Origin of the sequence: Pseudogemmobacter lacusdianii (genome assembly GCF_030848395.1) — a bacterium.
Lineage (GTDB): Bacteria > Pseudomonadota > Alphaproteobacteria > Rhodobacterales > Rhodobacteraceae > Pseudogemmobacter > Pseudogemmobacter lacusdianii.
In genome coordinates this window covers 99,222-112,944 of record NZ_JAVDBT010000013.1, presented here as the reverse complement: position 1 = coordinate 112,944, position 13,723 = coordinate 99,222, and the positions used below count along the sequence as shown (strand labels likewise).

Genomic DNA, 13,723 nt, shown 5'->3' with positions numbered 1-13,723 from the left:
GTTAGACGTGTTGGGCGCCGTTCACCTCGATCTCGGCGCCCGAGATGTAACTCGATTGCTCTGAGCAGAGGAACCAGATCACGTCAGCCACCTCTTTGGGCTGGCCAAGCCGCTGCATCGGCAGCTTTTCCACGATCTTATCCGTGCCGGGGGAAAGGATCGAGGTTTCGACCTCGCCGGGGGCGATGGCATTGACGCGTACACCCAAGGGCCCGAAATCATGCGCCATTTCGCGGGTCAAAGCCGCCAGAGCCGCCTTTGAGGTGGCATAGGCCGCCCCGGCAAAGGGATGCACGCGTGAGCCTGCGATCGAGGTGACATTGACCACGCTGCCCTTGGCTGCGGCGAGTTCTTCTTGCAGCCCACGGGCCAAGATCACGCTGGCGAAGAAGTTCACATGGAAGACATGGCCCCAGGTGCGCAGGTCGGTGTCGAGCGTGGTGAGCCGTGCGCCGCCGGGGCCTTTGGGGCTGATTCCAGCATTGTTTACAAGCGCATGGACCTTGCCATTGATCTTGGACTTGATCGTCTCAATCGCCGCAATGGTCTTGTTTGGATCAGCCAGATCCAGTTGGATATGGTTCGCCTCGGCATCGGGCCAGGGGCAGCGCGGGTCGATGGGTTCGCGCGAGCAAGTGAGGACGCGCCAGCCTTCGGCGCTGAAGCGCTTCACGGTGGCGTGGCCGATGCCGCGGGAGGCGCCGGTTAGGACGAGGATTTTACGCTCAGAGGTCTCATCAGCCATGTCGGGCTCCTTTGGCGCGCAAGCTAAGCTTCTGGCGGGCAATGGCAAGGTGCGGCAGTTTGTCTTGGCAGGGGGCGGCAAAAGTCTTATGCGGTTTTAAAGACTGGAGGCCCCCCATGAAACAGCAGATGTTGACCATGCAGGACGCACAGAACACAGCGAAGATGTTGTCGGAAGCTTTGCCGTATCTTCAACGGTTTAGCGGGGCCGTGGTGGTCGTGAAATTCGGCGGCAACGCGATGGGCGATGATGCGGCGATGGCCGAATTTGCCCGCGACATCGTCTTGATGCGCCAAGTTGGCGTGCATCCCGTGGTGGTGCATGGCGGCGGGCCGATGATCAATGAGATGCTGTCGAAACTGGGCATCAAATCCGAATTCGTGCGCGGCAAAAGGGTGACCGATAAGGCCACGGTCGAAGTGGTCGAGATGATCCTTTCGGGCCTTGTGAATAAGCGCATCGTGCAGGCGATTATGGATGCCGGTGGCCGGGCTGTGGGCATCTCGGGCAAGGATGATGACCTGATGGTCTGCGAGGCGGATGACCCGGAGCTGGGCTTCGTGGGCCGTCCGGTCGAGATGAATGTGCAGGTGCTGCGCGATCTCTATATGGCTGGAATCATTCCGGTTATTGCCCCGGTTGGCACCGGCATGAAGGATAACGAGACCTTCAACGTGAACGGCGATACCGCCGCAGGTGCCATTGCGGGCGCGTTGAAAGCGGACCGTTTGCTTCTGATGACCGATGTGCCGGGCGTGAAGAATGCCGAAGGTCAGGTGATGACCCAGATCACCCCGGAAGAGATCCGCAAGATGACGGCTGAGGGCGTGATTTCGGGCGGGATGATCCCCAAAACCGAGACCGCTTTGACGGCGATCGAGCAGGGCACGCGGGCTGTGACCATCCTTGACGGCAAGGTGCCGAATGCGGCGCTCTTGGAGCTGTTCACCGATCACGGGGCGGGGTCGCAGATCCGGTCGACCACGCCGCGGGTAACGCCTCGGTCTGCGAGCTAAGTGCTTGCGGGCGCGTCGTTAATCGGCGCGCCAAAGCCGGAATTCGAGGTATGGGCAACGTCTGTTTTAGGTATGGCTTACGTATGGCTTTGGTCATGACCTGCCGCGTAGGAGCTTTGCGTTAACTATGGATTCCGAATCGCCTTTGACGCTGGAGCGTTTGGATCAGCTTTTGGCGCCGCATTGCCTTGAGGTGATGGGCGGCTTTGCGGTCGAGGGCGAGGATGAGACGCTGCCCACAGGCACCCGCGCATTGGTGATGATTGGCCCGCGTCAGCCGGGGTTCTGGCCCACGTTCAAAACTTCCGCCGAATGGCAGGACAGCCAGCCCAATCCGATGGACCGCTGGTCGCGTCGGGTGATCGGGCGGCTGGCCTGCGATCTGGGCGGCAAGGCCTATTTCCCCTTTGGCGGCCCGCCCTATCACCCGTTCTACCAATGGGCTTTGCGCTCGGGCCGGTGCTGGGACAGCCCGGTGCATCTCTTGGTGCATGAGAGCCAAGGGCTTTGGGTGAGCTACCGGGGCGCTTTGGCGCTGAAGGTGCCGCTGGAGTTCCCGCAGGCCGCAAAACCCTGTGACAGCTGCATTGAGAAGCCGTGCCTGAGCGCTTGCCCGGCGGGGGCGCTGACCGGCGCGGGCTATGACGTGCCGCGCTGTCATGCTTGGCTGGACGAGGCGGGGCAGGCGTGTCTTTCCGGCGGTTGCCTTGTGCGCCGCGCTTGCCCGGTGAGCAGGGGCCATGCAAGGATGGCGGAACAGTCGGCCTATCACATGGGGCAGTTCCACCAATGAAGCGCTTGATCCTCACTCGACATGCCAAATCCAGCTGGGACGATCCGCTGATGGCGGACCACGACCGGCCCTTGAACGCGCGCGGCAAAGCGGCGGCGGCCGATCTGGGGCAGTGGCTCGCGAGCCGGGGCTATGTGCCTGAGGAGGTGCTCTGCTCGGATGCTTTGCGCACCCGCAACACCTTTTCTGGCGTGGCGCCGGCCTTGCCCGGCGCGCCGGTGCTGGAGCTGAAGCCCTCGCTTTACCATGCGGGGCCGGATGTGATGATGGCTGTGCTGCGCCAAGCCAAAGCCGATTGCGTGATGATGATCGGCCATAACCCCGGCATCGCGGAATTTGCGCATCGGTTGGTGTCGAAAACCCCGATCAGCCCCGATTTCCGCCGCTATCCCACCGGGGCGACGCTGGTGGTGGAGTTTGGCATCGAGGATTGGGCCGAAGTGGGCTTTGGCCAGGCCGTGACCTTGGACTTTGTGGTGCCAAGGGAATTGGCGGCTTGAACGCCTTCAAAAGATGAAAAAGGGGCGCTGAGCGCCCCTTTTTGCTTCCGTGGCTGTCTTGGGTTCAATGCCCCAAGATCTGGCTGAGGAAGAGTTTGGTGCGCTCGCTTTGCGGGTTCGAGAAGAACTCTTTCGGCTCGTTCTGCTCGACGATTTGGCCTTGGTCCATGAAGATCACCCGGTTGGCGACGGCTTGGGCAAAGCCCATCTCATGGGTGACGCAGAGCATGGTCATGCCTTCTTCGGCCAACTCGATCATCGTGTCGAGCACCTCTTTGATCATCTCGGGGTCAAGCGCCGAGGTCGGCTCATCAAAGAGCATGATGCGGGGTTTCATGCACAGCGAGCGCGCGATGGCGACGCGCTGTTGTTGGCCGCCGGAAAGCTGGCCGGGGTATTTGTTGGCCTGCTCGGGGATTTTCACCTTGCGCAGGTAGTGCATTGCCACCTCTTCCGCCTCTTTCTTCGGGACTTTGCGGACCCAGATCGGGGCGAGGGTGAGGTTCTCGAGGATGGTGAGATGCGGGAAGAGGTTGAAGTGTTGGAACACCATGCCAACCTCGGACCGGACCTTGTCGATGTTCTTGAGGTCCGAGGTCAGCTCGGTCCCGTCGACGATGATCTGGCCAGATTGGTGTTCCTCAAGCCGGTTGATGCAGCGGATCAGGGTGGATTTGCCCGAGCCAGAGGGGCCGCAGATCACGATCCGTTCGCCCCGGTTCACGGTCATGTCGATATCGCGCAGCACATGAAAGCTGCCATACCATTTGTTCATATTGCGGATCTCGACCGCGACCTCGTCGGAGACCTGAAGTTTGGCGTTAGCACTGGTCATATGGGGGCTCCTTTAACGGTGGTCGGTCTTCAGCTTGCGCTCCAGATACATCGAGTATCGGGACATGCCGAAGCAGATGATGAAGAAGATGGCGCCGACGAAGATATAGGGCTCCCAATAGATGCCCTTCCAATTGATATCGGCGCGTACGATTTGGGTGACACCGCGCAGCGGGTCGAGCAGGCCCACGAAAGAGACCAGAGTGGTGTCTTTGAAAAGCCCGATGAAGGTCGAGACGATGCCCGGGATCGAGATCTTCAACGCTTGTGGCATGATGATCAGCCGCTGCGCTTGCCAATAATCAAGGCCAAGCGCATCGGCGGCCTCATATTGGCCACGGGGGAGAGCGGCAAGACCGCCCCGCACCACCTCGGCGATATAGGCCGAGGCGAAGAGCGAGGCGAGGATGATCACCCGCAGGATCAGGTCGAAATTGGTGCCGGGCGGCAGGAAGTAAGCCAAAAGCAGCGAGGCGGTGAAGAGAAGGGTGATGAGCGGCACGCCTCGGATGAACTCGATAAACCCGACGGAGAGGGTTTTGACGAGGAACATGTCAGAGCGGCGGCCGAGGGCGAGGATGATGCCCAAGGGCAGCGAGGCGGCGATGGCGCTGACGCCGATGACGATGGCCAAAAGGAAGCCGCCGAATTGGTCAGAGCTGACTTTGGTGAGGCCAAGGGGAAGACTCTGGTCCAGTTGGGCGGTGACCAAGGGGTGCAGGATCACGAAATAAGCGCCCAAGGCGAGAAGCCCACCCAAGATGCCAAGCCCGGCGGCGCGGCTGCGGGCGGCGCGGAAGGTGCCGAGGCCCGCAAGTATGGCGCCCAGGCCAAGGAAGCTTGCCAAGGTGCCGCCAAAGATCATCCCAAGGTTCAGGTCGAGCGTGGCGCTGATCGCGCGCATCACCGCAACCATGGCCCAGACCAGCATCGAGATCACCCAGACCACAGCCGAGACTATGGCTCCGAGGAGTTTCACGAGGATGCCGCTCTCGGCGCCCCAGCCTGGGTAGAAGCTGTTGGCGGCGGAGATCTTGGTCAGGAAGTCGGCGCTGACGGCGTTGAGGTAATGCAGCAAGGCGGCCGCCACCACCGCCGCACCCAGCGCGGTCAGGAGGGCGTAGACCAGATTGCCGGTGGAGTCTTTGAGCCGGCTGTAAAGGAGGCCAAAGCCAACGCCCACGGCTGCGGCCAGCATGGCGGAGAGGTAAAGCCAGACCGAGCCGCCCCAGAGCAGAAAGAGCGAGGCGAAAGGATAGCTGAGCGTCACCCAGATCAAAAGCTTCGGCCGGCTCCAAGCCAGCGCAAAGAGCCCGACCAAAAGCACGGCCGAGACCAAAAGCGGGGCGGTCGCGGTGCCAAGAAACAGCATCGCAATCAGGGTGAGCGCGCCGGAGATGCCGGCCATGATCGCGGCTTTGCGGTCATTCCAAAAGAGCACCGGGGCCAGCGCCACCATCAAAAGGCCAGCGGCCAAGACCGGGCGCCAGTAAAGCTCTGATGGGTAGAAGCCGAAGATATATTGGTGCCAGCGAGCGCGGATCACCGCCCAGCAAGCCCCGCTTTCAGCGCCGTTGGCGGCGACGATCTGGCGACACTCGCCAAGGCTGGTGGCATCCCAGACGCCATTCCACCACCAAGGCGCGGCGCGGGCGACGAGCCAGAAGATCACGAAAAGCCCCAGCAGGGTCAGGATGGTGTTCACGGGACCCGAGAAAAGGTTCTCGCGCAGCCATTTCACCGCGCCTTTCTGGCCCAGAGGCGGCTCTTGTGCAGCGAGCATTTCAGTGCGGACGAAACTGTTGGACATCTTAGCGCTCCTTCAGCTTCACGGCATTGTTGTAGATGTTCATCAGGCCCGAGATGATGAGGCTGATGATGAGATAGGTGAGCATCATCAAGAGCATACACTCAAGCTCGCGCCCGGTTTGGTTGAGCGTGATGCCCCCCAGAGTGCCGCGCAGGTCAAGGTAGCTGACCGCGATGCCAAGCGAGGTGTTCTTGGTGAGGTTGAGATATTGCGAGATCAGCGGCGGGATGATGACCCGCAAGGCTTGCGGCAGAATGATGAGACTCATCGTGCGACCGGGGCGGATGCCAAGGGCGAAGGAGGCCTCGGTCTGGCCTCGGCTGATGGCAAGGATACCGGCGCGAACGATCTCGGCGATGAAGGCTCCGGTATAAAGCGCCAAGGCCAAAGTCAAAGCGGTGAAGCTGTGCTGCACCAAAATGCCGCCTTGGAAGTTGAAGCCCTTTGAGACGCCATTCTCATCGGAAGCAAAGGCCGGGAGTTGCAGATGAAAGCCCATCGCCAGCAGCAAAAGCGCGATCGGGCCGAACAGGATTAAGAGAGATTTCCACCATGTGGTTGGCCGCTCGCCCGTGGCCTCTTGCTGAGCCTTGACCCGGCGCAGCATGGCGCGGTTGACCAAGATTGAGCCGATCACCACAGCCAAGGCCGCAAGCACCGAGAAATTCACCGGCACGCCGCCAATCTCGGTGCTGCCCAAGGGACGGTCAAGCATCGGCGTGGCCATATAGCTGCCGCGGTTGGTGACGGCGACGGTGCCAAAGAGGATTTTCGAGGCCGTAGGCTCTAGATCATTGGCGGGATCATCATCCTGCCAGCTGTCGACCATCGCTTGCGTGACTTTGAACTCATTGGGGGCGGGCTGGGTCTCGGAGGTGACCACGAAGATCACGACAATCCACAAAAGCAGCGGGATGTTGCGAAAAGCCTCGACATAGACGGTCATCAACCGGCTGACGAGCCAGTTGTTGGACAGCCGCAAGACCCCGGCGATCACGCCGATGATCGTGGCGAAGAAACAGCCGACAATCGCAACGAGCAAGGTGTTGAGCAGGCCGATGATGACGGCGCGGCCGTGGGTGCTGTCGTTGGTATAGGGGATCAGCTGCTGCTCGATATCATAGCCAGCGCGGACCCAAAGGAAACTGAAGTTGATGTCTTTGCCTTTGGCATTCAGGTTTTGAATGGTGTTGTCCACCAACCAACCGACCAAAAGCAGCACCAGAACCAAGACCACCACTTGGATGGTGATTGCACGGAACCGGGTATCGTAAATCAGCATCGAAAGGCGAAAGCCGTCTCGATCTGCCCCGGGGGGCGTGCTCGTGGCTAAAGTCATTCTTTACCCCCTGTGCCTGTCATGTCCGGCTTTGGCGCCGGTTATGCGGCAGATCGTGTCGATCTGCGGGATGACGGGACGTGTAATTTTGCGGCGACCCGCGTGGGCCAGGCCCGAAAAAGACAAAAGGGGCGCGACCTTGCGGACGCGCCCCTTTCGATCAGATCACCGGAACGGTGCGGCGTATTGCAGCCCACCTTGGGTCCAGAGCGCGTTCAACCCGCGGGCCAGACCGATCGGGGTGGCGGTGCCGATATTGGCCTCAAAGATCTCGCCATAGTTGCCGCTGGCGGCGATGGCATTCTTGAAGGCGTTGTTGTCGAGACCGGCCATCGCGCCAAGGTCACCCTCGATGCCAAGGAGGCGGCGGACTTCCGGGTCGGTCGAGGACGCGGCGGCTTCTTCGATATTGGCTTTGGTGATGCCTTTTTCTTCAGCGATCAGCAGAGCGTTGAAGGTCCAGCGGACGATATCGCCCCACTGGTTGTCGCCATGACGCACGGCCGGCCCAAGCGGCTCTTTCGAGATGATCTCGGGAAGGATGATGTGGTTCTCGCTGTCGGCCATAGTGGCGCGCGAGGCCGCTAGACCCGAAGCGTCGGTGGTGTAGGTGTCGCAAGCACCAGCCAGATATTGGCGCTGGGCTTCCGAATCGTCCTGCACGGTAACCGGGGTGTAGGAGATGTTGTTGAACTTGAAGAAGTCGGCCAAGTTCAGCTCGGTCGTGGTGCCGGTCTGGATGCAGACGGTGGCGCCATCGAGTTCCTTAGCCGAGGAAACGCCGAGGTCTTTTTTGACCATGAAGCCTTGGCCGTCATAGTAGTTGATCGCAACGAAATCGAGCTTCAGGTCAACGTCGCGGCCATAGGTGGCGGTCGAGTTGCGGACCAGAAGGTCCACTTCGCCCGAAGCCAAAGCGGTGAAGCGGGTCTCGCCGGTGGTGGGGACGAATTTCACCTTGGTCGCATCGCCCAAGACGGCGGCGGCAACGGCGCGGCACAGGTCCACATCGAAGCCCTTCCACTCGCCGCTGGCATCGGGTGCGCCAAAGCCGGTGAGGCCGACGTTGGAGCCGCAGATCAGCTCGCCGCGGGCCTTCACATCATCCAGCGTGCCGGCGAAAGCTGCGCCGGCCAGAACGGTCGATGCCGCAAAAGCGCCGAGGAATACCGATTTTTTCATGTTACCTCTTCCTGTTTCTCCGCCGCGAGGGCGGCTTTTTTGTCCCAGCCTTGCTGGCTTAGGCTTGATCCTGTTGGAGGTTGGCCTCTCCCAGTGCAGGGCAGTGTCGGCGAAAGGACAGGAATCGGTCAAGGGGACATGCAAACGATCGAAAAGATCGCCTGTTTTCATGACGTTATTTGGAAGAATGCGGCGGTTTTAGGCGCGCGTCGAAGAATTTGCTTCGAAATGTTACCGACACAATGCGCAGAATCGGTCGGCTTGCACAAAAGCGACACGGCGGATGGTCTCGGCTGCGGCCTCCATTTCATCCTCGCCCCATTGCTCGACCTGCCAATGATTGTCGATGCGCGACAGATCAAAGGCTTCGCTGGCGGTCAGGCGCGCACGGGTGGTGGCAAGGGCAAGGACCAGCGAGCCCGAGATCGCCACAAGGTCATGCAGAGCTGCGAGTTCAAAATTGCTGAACGCGGCAACATGGCCGGTCAGCCGATCAAGGCTTTGCGCCGGTTGATCCACCGGCATGATGCCCGATGTCACGACAAGGGGTGCGTCGAGGGTCTTGGCCGACCAGTCCAAAAGCGGATCCCAAGCGGCGGCTTGGCGCTCTTGCAAGGGGGCGGGGCCGGTGGCGCGGTAGCACAAAAGGTCGCTGCCGCCGTAATTGGAAAGCTCGGCAATCACCTCGGCCCGCATCGGCGCGACTTTGTCGATGGCGGAATTGGCGGCTTTGGTGAGCGGCATGGTCTCGGGCTTAAGGACTTTCTCTTGCGCGTCCCATTCGGCGGCGATGGCTTCGGCCAAGGCGAGGGTTGGCAACACCAACAAGGCTTTGGCCGGGGTCTTCACCGCGCGGCCATCAAGGCGGATGGTAAATCCGCCCTCGACAGCTTCGGCCTTCGCCTCCTTCCAGAAGCGTTTCGGGGTCCAGTCGCTCATGATGCCGCCCTTGATCTTTGGCTTAACGGATGGTGGTGAAAGGATCGGCGGGGACGTCGGTCACTTTCCAATCCAAGATCTCCCATGTCCGGGCCATATGCTCGGGCAGGGGGGCGGTGAAGGTCACTTGGGCCTTGGTGATCGGGTGCTCGACGGTCATCGAGCGGGCATGCAGATGCATCTTGCGCGAGATGCCGCCACCAATGGCTGCGCCCCAGCCATCGCCGGCATTATCCGCCTCGGAGCCACCATATTTGCCATCGCCCAGAATGGGATGGCCGATTTCGGCCATATGGGCGCGCAGCTGATGGGTGCGGCCGGTGACCGGCTCAAGTGCCATCCACGACAGACGCGTGCCAAGGAACCACAGAGTGAAATAGTCGGTCTGCGAGCGCTTGGCCTCGGGGTGTTCTTTGGCCTTGGCGGGGTGGACGCAGAGCATCTTTTCGCCCTCGCCGCCGCGACCGCGGCCCGGAGCTTTCTCAAGGTAGAATTTGATCGAGCCACGGCGCGGGTTCGGCACGCCAGCGACGACCGCCCAATAGATCTTGCGCGCGGCGCGGTGGCGCAGGCTTTCCGACAAAGCGCGGGCAATCCGATCGGTGCGGGCCAGAAGGAGGATACCGGAGGTGTCTTTATCCAGCCGGTGCACCAGCTTGGGCCGGTCTTTGTAGCCAAATTTCAAAGCCTCGGTCAGACCGTCAACATGGCGATCCCCTTGGCCCGAACCACCTTGCGACGGCAGCCCCGGCGGCTTGTTCAGCACGATGATATGCTCATCTTTCCAGATCACCGCGTCTTGGATCATCTTGGCATCCGCCGCCGAGATGCCAGCGACCTGTGCCCGGACAGGTGCCTCGGTCTCGGGCAAGGGCGGCACGCGGATGGTCTCGCCCGGTGCCACACGGTCCGAGGCTTTGGCGCGGCCACCATCAACGCGGATCTGCCCGGTGCGGCACATCTTTTCGATGGCACCTTGGGTGATCTGCGGGAAGCGGCGCTTCAGCCAGCGGTCAAGGCGTTGCTCGCCTTCATCTTCGGATACGGTCAACAGTTGCACAGCGCTCATGCGAAGGCTCCCCGGAATAGGTGCAGGGCCAGCGCGATGGCTGCCAGCGAAAGAAGGACAGAGGCGGCGATATAAGCCGTTGCCTCGAGGATATCGCCGCGCTGCCAAAGGGTTAGGCTGTCGAGCGAAAAGGCCGAAAAGGTGGTGAAGCCGCCCAAGAGGCCGGTCAAAAGAAGCGGCGAGAGGCGGGCGGCCTCGCGCTCGGTCAGCAGCACGAGCAAAAGCCCCATCGCGAATGATCCGATGACATTGACGATCATCGTGCCCCAAGGAAAGCCCACGCCGAAAAGGCGGGTCGTGCCTGTCGTGACGCCAAAGCGCAGCACGGAGCCGAGGGCTCCGCCAAGGGCGACTTGCAAGACATTGGACAGGGTGAACATCGGTTGGCCTATGCGGCGGGGCAGGGAAAAAGTCAATCTCGGCAGGGATTTTCGGCAGGTTTTCGGCAAGGGCTTGGGCCGTTTGGCCCCGCCCTGCTGAAAGGGTCGTAAGAGGTTACGGCGCGCGATGTTGGGCATCATGCGCAGGGTCCGCGCCGGGCACCGGATCATAGCCCGCCCCGCCCCAAGGGTGGCAGCGACAGAGCCGATGCGCGGTCAGATAGCCGCCTTTCAGCCCACCATGCCGCTGCAAGGCTTCCAGCGAATAGGCCGAGCAGGTGGGTTGAAAGCGGCAGCCATGCCCGACCCAAGGCGACAAGAGCAGCCGGTAGGCCCGCACTGGCAGTGCCAGAATATGGGCCAGGGGCGTCACTTGCGGGCCTCATGCACCTTGGCGAGGGCGGTCTCTAGATCGGCCAACAGGTCGGTGAAGAGCCGCGTCACGGTGGCGCCGGGACGGGCGACCAGCACATAATCCCAGCCCGGTTGGCCCTTTGGCAGAAGGACCGCCCGCGCTGCCTCACGCAACCGGCGCTTGGCGCGGCTGCGCACCACCGAATTGCCGGTCTTCTTCGAGGCGGTGAAGCCGACTTGGATCTTCGGATCGCCGTCTTTGCGGTCACGCGCCTGCAAAAGGAAGGCAGGTGCCGTCTGGCGACGGGCTGAAGCCGTGCGCAAAAACTCGGGCCGCGTTTTCATCACGGCCATTTTCGGCGCGGAGTTTGCGTCGGTCATGGGCTGAGATTCGGTCACGGCCTGGGGTTCAGCTTGGGTATCGGCTATCGGCGGACAAACGGAAACCGCCGGTGGCGCGATGGGCGCTTCGGCAGATTGCCTTGTGCCCAGTGCCTCCGGCGGCGTCATGCAGTCTCCTCGCCCCCGAGAGGGCTAAAGAATTAGGCCGAAAGGACCTTGCGGCCCTTGGCGCGGCGGGCTGCCAGCACCAGACGGCCACCTTTGGTAGCCATACGGGCGCGGAAGCCGTGACGGCGGCTGCGGACCAGCTTCGAGGGTTGGTAAGTGCGCTTCATCGCGGTCTCCATCAGATTCGGGTGCCCGAACCGAGAGATTCGAGGGCTGTAACTAGAAGCCCGCCTGATAGGGAGGTTTTATCCCCAAGTCAACGCGGGTTGCGGGGCCTTTTGCATCAGATTGCCAAGGAAGCGCAAGGGCAGAGGGCGCAAAACCCTGTGACGCAGCGGCGGGCTTGCCGTAGCGGCCAGCGCGGCGGCTGTGATGGGCCGAAAATGCCCACCGGGATGCGCCGATAGGCAAGTTGGAAAACTGTGCGGCAATGAAGGGTCATCTGCGCTTCTTTACCCTTCTTTGACACGGATGCATTTGATATCTCTGCTCACAGAGTTGTGTGCGGGATGGGCCGGTGGCGGAGACGGGCAAGCAGGACACAAGGGTGCGACCGGCCGTCGAAGGCCGGCGCTGGCGCTTTTGGAAAACGCTTTCAGGGCGGTTCTTGCTTTTGACCGTGGTCTTTGTGCTGCTGGCTGAAACGCTGGTTTTCCTGCCCTCGATTGCGCGCTACCGCTATGATCGGATGGATGAGCGGCTGAAGCTGGCGCAGGTCGCTGCGCTGACGCAGCTGGCGTCGGACAATATGGTGAGTCCCGATCTTGAGGCCGAGCTTTTGGCCAATGCGGCGGTGTTCAACGTGGTGCTTCGGCGCGATGATGTGCGCCAATTGGTGCTATCCTCGCCGGTTCCGGGCCCGGTTGCGGCGAATTACGACCTGCGCAAAGCCACAAGCTGGGAGCTGATCCGCGACGCTCTGGCGCTTTTGGCCAAAGCTGAAGTGCAGGTGATCCGGGTGATCGGGCATCCGGTGCAAGAGGGCGGCCAGCTGATCGAGATTACGATGGACACCAAGGTGCTGCGCCAGCAGCTTTTGGAGTTCAGCTTCCGCATTCTGGCGCTGTCGGCTTTGATCTCGGCGGTGATGGCGGTGCTGTTGTTTACGGCAGCGCAGCGGCTGCTGGTGGCGCCGATTCGCCGCGTCGTGCGCCATATGCAGGCCTATGCCGAAGCGCCCGAGGATGCGCGGCGGGTGATCGCCCCCACGGCCGAGGTGATGGAGCTGCGCGCCGCCGAAGAGGCGATGGCTCAGATGCAGACGCAACTCATTGGTGCCTTCAAACAAAAAGAGCGGCTGGCGCAGTTGGGCGGGGCAGTGGCCAAGATCAGCCATGATCTGCGCAACATCCTTACCACGGCGCAGCTTTTTGCCGACCGGTTGGAGGGCAGCGCCGATCCGGCGGTGGCGCGTTCGGCGCCGAAGCTGATCAACTCGATCAGCCGGGCGGTGGCTTTGTGCGAATCGACCCTTGTCTTTGGTAAGGCCGAAGAAGCCCCGCCGAAGCTGCGCCATTTCGCCTTGGCGCCTTTGGTGGCCGAGGTGGCGGAAGGCGAAGGCTTGCCGATCAGTGGCTTGCGTGGGGCAAGCGCCGGGGAAGACGCCCCGGCCGAGGCCTTGGTCTCGGCCTTGCTGGATGTGCCTGCGGGTCTGATGCTGCGGGCTGACCCCGAGCAGCTGCACCGCGTGCTCTCGAATCTGTTGCGCAATGCCCGCCAAGCGATCGAGGCCACCGGCCAGCCCGGCATGATCGAGATCTCGGCCGGGGAGGATGACAATGATTGGTGGATCAGGGTGGGGGACACTGGCCCCGGTCTGCCCGCCAAGGCGCGCGAGCATCTGTTTGCGGCGTTTCAGGGCGGCGCGCGCAAGGGTGGCACCGGGCTGGGCCTTGCCATCGCGGCCGAGCTGGTGCGCGGGCATGGCGGCCGGTTGGAACTGCATCGCAGCGATTCCGAGGGCAGTGAGTTCGTGATTCATCTGCCAAAAGCCGAAGGCGTGGCAGAGGCTTAGCCGATATCGCCCCTTGGCAGGGCCGCGGCGGCTTTGCCGGGGCACTTGCCGTAGGGGCATGACAGATTTTTGAAAAAAAATCGTCTGAAATCAAAATCTCTGACATTTCGCACTTGCCAATACCGGGGGCTAAGGCTACATCGCCCCCACGACGGACCCGTAGCTCAGCTGGATAGAGCATCAGACTACGAATCTGAGGGTCGGGCGTTCGAATCGCTCCGGGTCCGCCATAGAATTC

Annotated in this window: 15 protein-coding genes and 1 tRNA gene; 5 read left to right on the top strand and 11 right to left on the bottom strand. The window is 61.8% G+C overall.

Features of this window, described 5'->3' with window-relative positions; genetic code table 11:
- Position 1 precedes the first annotated feature (1 nt).
- Positions 2-745, bottom strand: a complete 744-nt coding sequence (locus Q9295_RS13990; protein ID WP_306681188.1) for an SDR family NAD(P)-dependent oxidoreductase — start codon at positions 743-745, stop codon at positions 2-4.
- Positions 746-882: 137 nt separating this feature from the next.
- Here Q9295_RS13990 and argB point away from each other — a divergent pair, with 137 nt between their 5' ends.
- The 3 genes from argB (at position 883) to Q9295_RS13975 (ending at position 3,054) form a co-directional block, all read left to right on the top strand.
- Positions 883-1,761 (top strand): acetylglutamate kinase, encoded by an 879-nt coding sequence (argB, locus tag Q9295_RS13985; RefSeq protein WP_306681232.1) that lies wholly within the window; start codon positions 883-885, stop codon positions 1,759-1,761.
- A gap of 127 nt (positions 1,762-1,888) precedes the next feature.
- The gene (locus Q9295_RS13980; protein WP_306681187.1) at positions 1,889-2,554 is read left to right on the top strand and encodes a ferredoxin; all 666 of its coding nucleotides are present in this window, start codon (positions 1,889-1,891) and stop codon (positions 2,552-2,554) included.
- Entirely contained in the window at positions 2,551-3,054 is a 504-nt protein-coding gene (locus Q9295_RS13975; RefSeq protein ID WP_306681186.1) for a SixA phosphatase family protein, read from the top strand. Before Q9295_RS13980 ends, Q9295_RS13975 begins: the two co-directional genes overlap by 4 nt.
- A gap of 64 nt (positions 3,055-3,118) precedes the next feature.
- Here the strand turns inward: Q9295_RS13975 and Q9295_RS13970 are convergent, their stop codons facing one another.
- The 10 genes from Q9295_RS13970 to rpmH all read right to left on the bottom strand — a co-directional run bounded on the left by Q9295_RS13970 (position 3,119) and on the right by rpmH (position 11,638).
- Entirely contained in the window at positions 3,119-3,889 is a 771-nt protein-coding gene (locus Q9295_RS13970; RefSeq protein ID WP_306681185.1) for an amino acid ABC transporter ATP-binding protein, read from the bottom strand.
- A 12-nt stretch (positions 3,890-3,901) separates the two neighbouring features.
- On the bottom strand, positions 3,902-5,698 hold the full coding sequence (locus Q9295_RS13965) for an amino acid ABC transporter permease (protein ID WP_306681184.1): 1,797 nt from the start codon (positions 5,696-5,698) through the stop codon (positions 3,902-3,904).
- A gap of 1 nt (position 5,699) precedes the next feature.
- Positions 5,700-7,037: an amino acid ABC transporter permease gene (locus Q9295_RS13960; protein ID WP_306681183.1), complete on the bottom strand. Its 1,338-nt coding sequence runs from the start codon at positions 7,035-7,037 to the stop codon at positions 5,700-5,702.
- Between the two features lie 165 nt (positions 7,038-7,202).
- A complete protein-coding gene (locus Q9295_RS13955; protein WP_306681182.1) occupies positions 7,203-8,219 on the bottom strand; it encodes an amino acid ABC transporter substrate-binding protein in 1,017 nt (338 codons plus the stop codon).
- Between the two features lie 231 nt (positions 8,220-8,450).
- Entirely contained in the window at positions 8,451-9,158 is a 708-nt protein-coding gene (locus tag Q9295_RS13950) for an ATP12 family chaperone protein (protein WP_306681181.1), read from the bottom strand.
- Positions 9,159-9,180: 22 nt separating this feature from the next.
- Positions 9,181-10,227 (bottom strand): RluA family pseudouridine synthase, encoded by a 1,047-nt coding sequence (locus tag Q9295_RS13945; protein WP_306681180.1) that lies wholly within the window; start codon positions 10,225-10,227, stop codon positions 9,181-9,183.
- Positions 10,224-10,607, bottom strand: coding sequence for a fluoride efflux transporter CrcB (gene crcB / locus Q9295_RS13940; protein ID WP_306681179.1), 384 nt, complete (start codon positions 10,605-10,607; stop codon positions 10,224-10,226). Before crcB ends, Q9295_RS13945 begins: the two co-directional genes overlap by 4 nt.
- Before the next feature lie 115 nt (positions 10,608-10,722).
- Positions 10,723-10,980, bottom strand: a complete 258-nt coding sequence (gene yidD, locus Q9295_RS13935) for a membrane protein insertion efficiency factor YidD (RefSeq protein ID WP_306681178.1) — start codon at positions 10,978-10,980, stop codon at positions 10,723-10,725.
- Positions 10,977-11,471, bottom strand: a complete 495-nt coding sequence (locus Q9295_RS13930; protein WP_373457468.1) for a ribonuclease P protein component — start codon at positions 11,469-11,471, stop codon at positions 10,977-10,979. The genes yidD and Q9295_RS13930 overlap by 4 nt, the downstream gene beginning before the upstream one ends.
- A 32-nt stretch (positions 11,472-11,503) precedes the next feature.
- Positions 11,504-11,638, bottom strand: a complete 135-nt coding sequence (gene rpmH / locus Q9295_RS13925; RefSeq protein WP_124086033.1) for a 50S ribosomal protein L34 — start codon at positions 11,636-11,638, stop codon at positions 11,504-11,506.
- Between the two features lie 380 nt (positions 11,639-12,018).
- Here rpmH and Q9295_RS13920 point away from each other — a divergent pair, with 380 nt between their 5' ends.
- Both Q9295_RS13920 and Q9295_RS13915 read left to right on the top strand, forming a co-directional pair.
- Positions 12,019-13,485, top strand: a complete 1,467-nt coding sequence (locus Q9295_RS13920; protein ID WP_306681176.1) for a sensor histidine kinase — start codon at positions 12,019-12,021, stop codon at positions 13,483-13,485.
- Positions 13,486-13,638: 153 nt separating this feature from the next.
- Positions 13,639-13,715 (top strand) — tRNA-Arg (locus tag Q9295_RS13915).
- The last annotated feature ends 8 nt before the right edge of the window (positions 13,716-13,723 follow it).

What these genes read in the sequence shown, in the direction of transcription:
- Q9295_RS13955 (WP_306681182.1), bottom strand. Translation starts at nt 8,219, where the DNA reads ATGAAAAAATCGGTATTCCTCGGCGCTTTTGCGGCATCGACCGTTCTG.
- Q9295_RS13975 (WP_306681186.1), top strand. Translation starts at nt 2,551, where the DNA reads ATGAAGCGCTTGATCCTCACTCGACATGCCAAATCCAGCTGGGACGAT.
- Q9295_RS13945 (WP_306681180.1), bottom strand. Translation starts at nt 10,227, where the DNA reads ATGAGCGCTGTGCAACTGTTGACCGTATCCGAAGATGAAGGCGAGCAA.
- rpmH (WP_124086033.1), bottom strand. Translation starts at nt 11,638, where the DNA reads ATGAAGCGCACTTACCAACCCTCGAAGCTGGTCCGCAGCCGCCGTCAC.
- Q9295_RS13990 (WP_306681188.1), bottom strand. Translation starts at nt 745, where the DNA reads ATGGCTGATGAGACCTCTGAGCGTAAAATCCTCGTCCTAACCGGCGCC.
- argB (WP_306681232.1), top strand. Translation starts at nt 883, where the DNA reads ATGCAGGACGCACAGAACACAGCGAAGATGTTGTCGGAAGCTTTGCCG.
- Q9295_RS13960 (WP_306681183.1), bottom strand. Translation starts at nt 7,037, where the DNA reads ATGACTTTAGCCACGAGCACGCCCCCCGGGGCAGATCGAGACGGCTTT.
- Q9295_RS13950 (WP_306681181.1), bottom strand. Translation starts at nt 9,158, where the DNA reads ATGAGCGACTGGACCCCGAAACGCTTCTGGAAGGAGGCGAAGGCCGAA.
- crcB (WP_306681179.1), bottom strand. Translation starts at nt 10,607, where the DNA reads ATGTTCACCCTGTCCAATGTCTTGCAAGTCGCCCTTGGCGGAGCCCTC.
- Q9295_RS13965 (WP_306681184.1), bottom strand. Translation starts at nt 5,698, where the DNA reads ATGTCCAACAGTTTCGTCCGCACTGAAATGCTCGCTGCACAAGAGCCG.
- Q9295_RS13930 (WP_373457468.1), bottom strand. Translation starts at nt 11,471, where the DNA reads ATGACGCCGCCGGAGGCACTGGGCACAAGGCAATCTGCCGAAGCGCCC.
- Q9295_RS13980 (WP_306681187.1), top strand. Translation starts at nt 1,889, where the DNA reads ATGGATTCCGAATCGCCTTTGACGCTGGAGCGTTTGGATCAGCTTTTG.
- Q9295_RS13970 (WP_306681185.1), bottom strand. Translation starts at nt 3,889, where the DNA reads ATGACCAGTGCTAACGCCAAACTTCAGGTCTCCGACGAGGTCGCGGTC.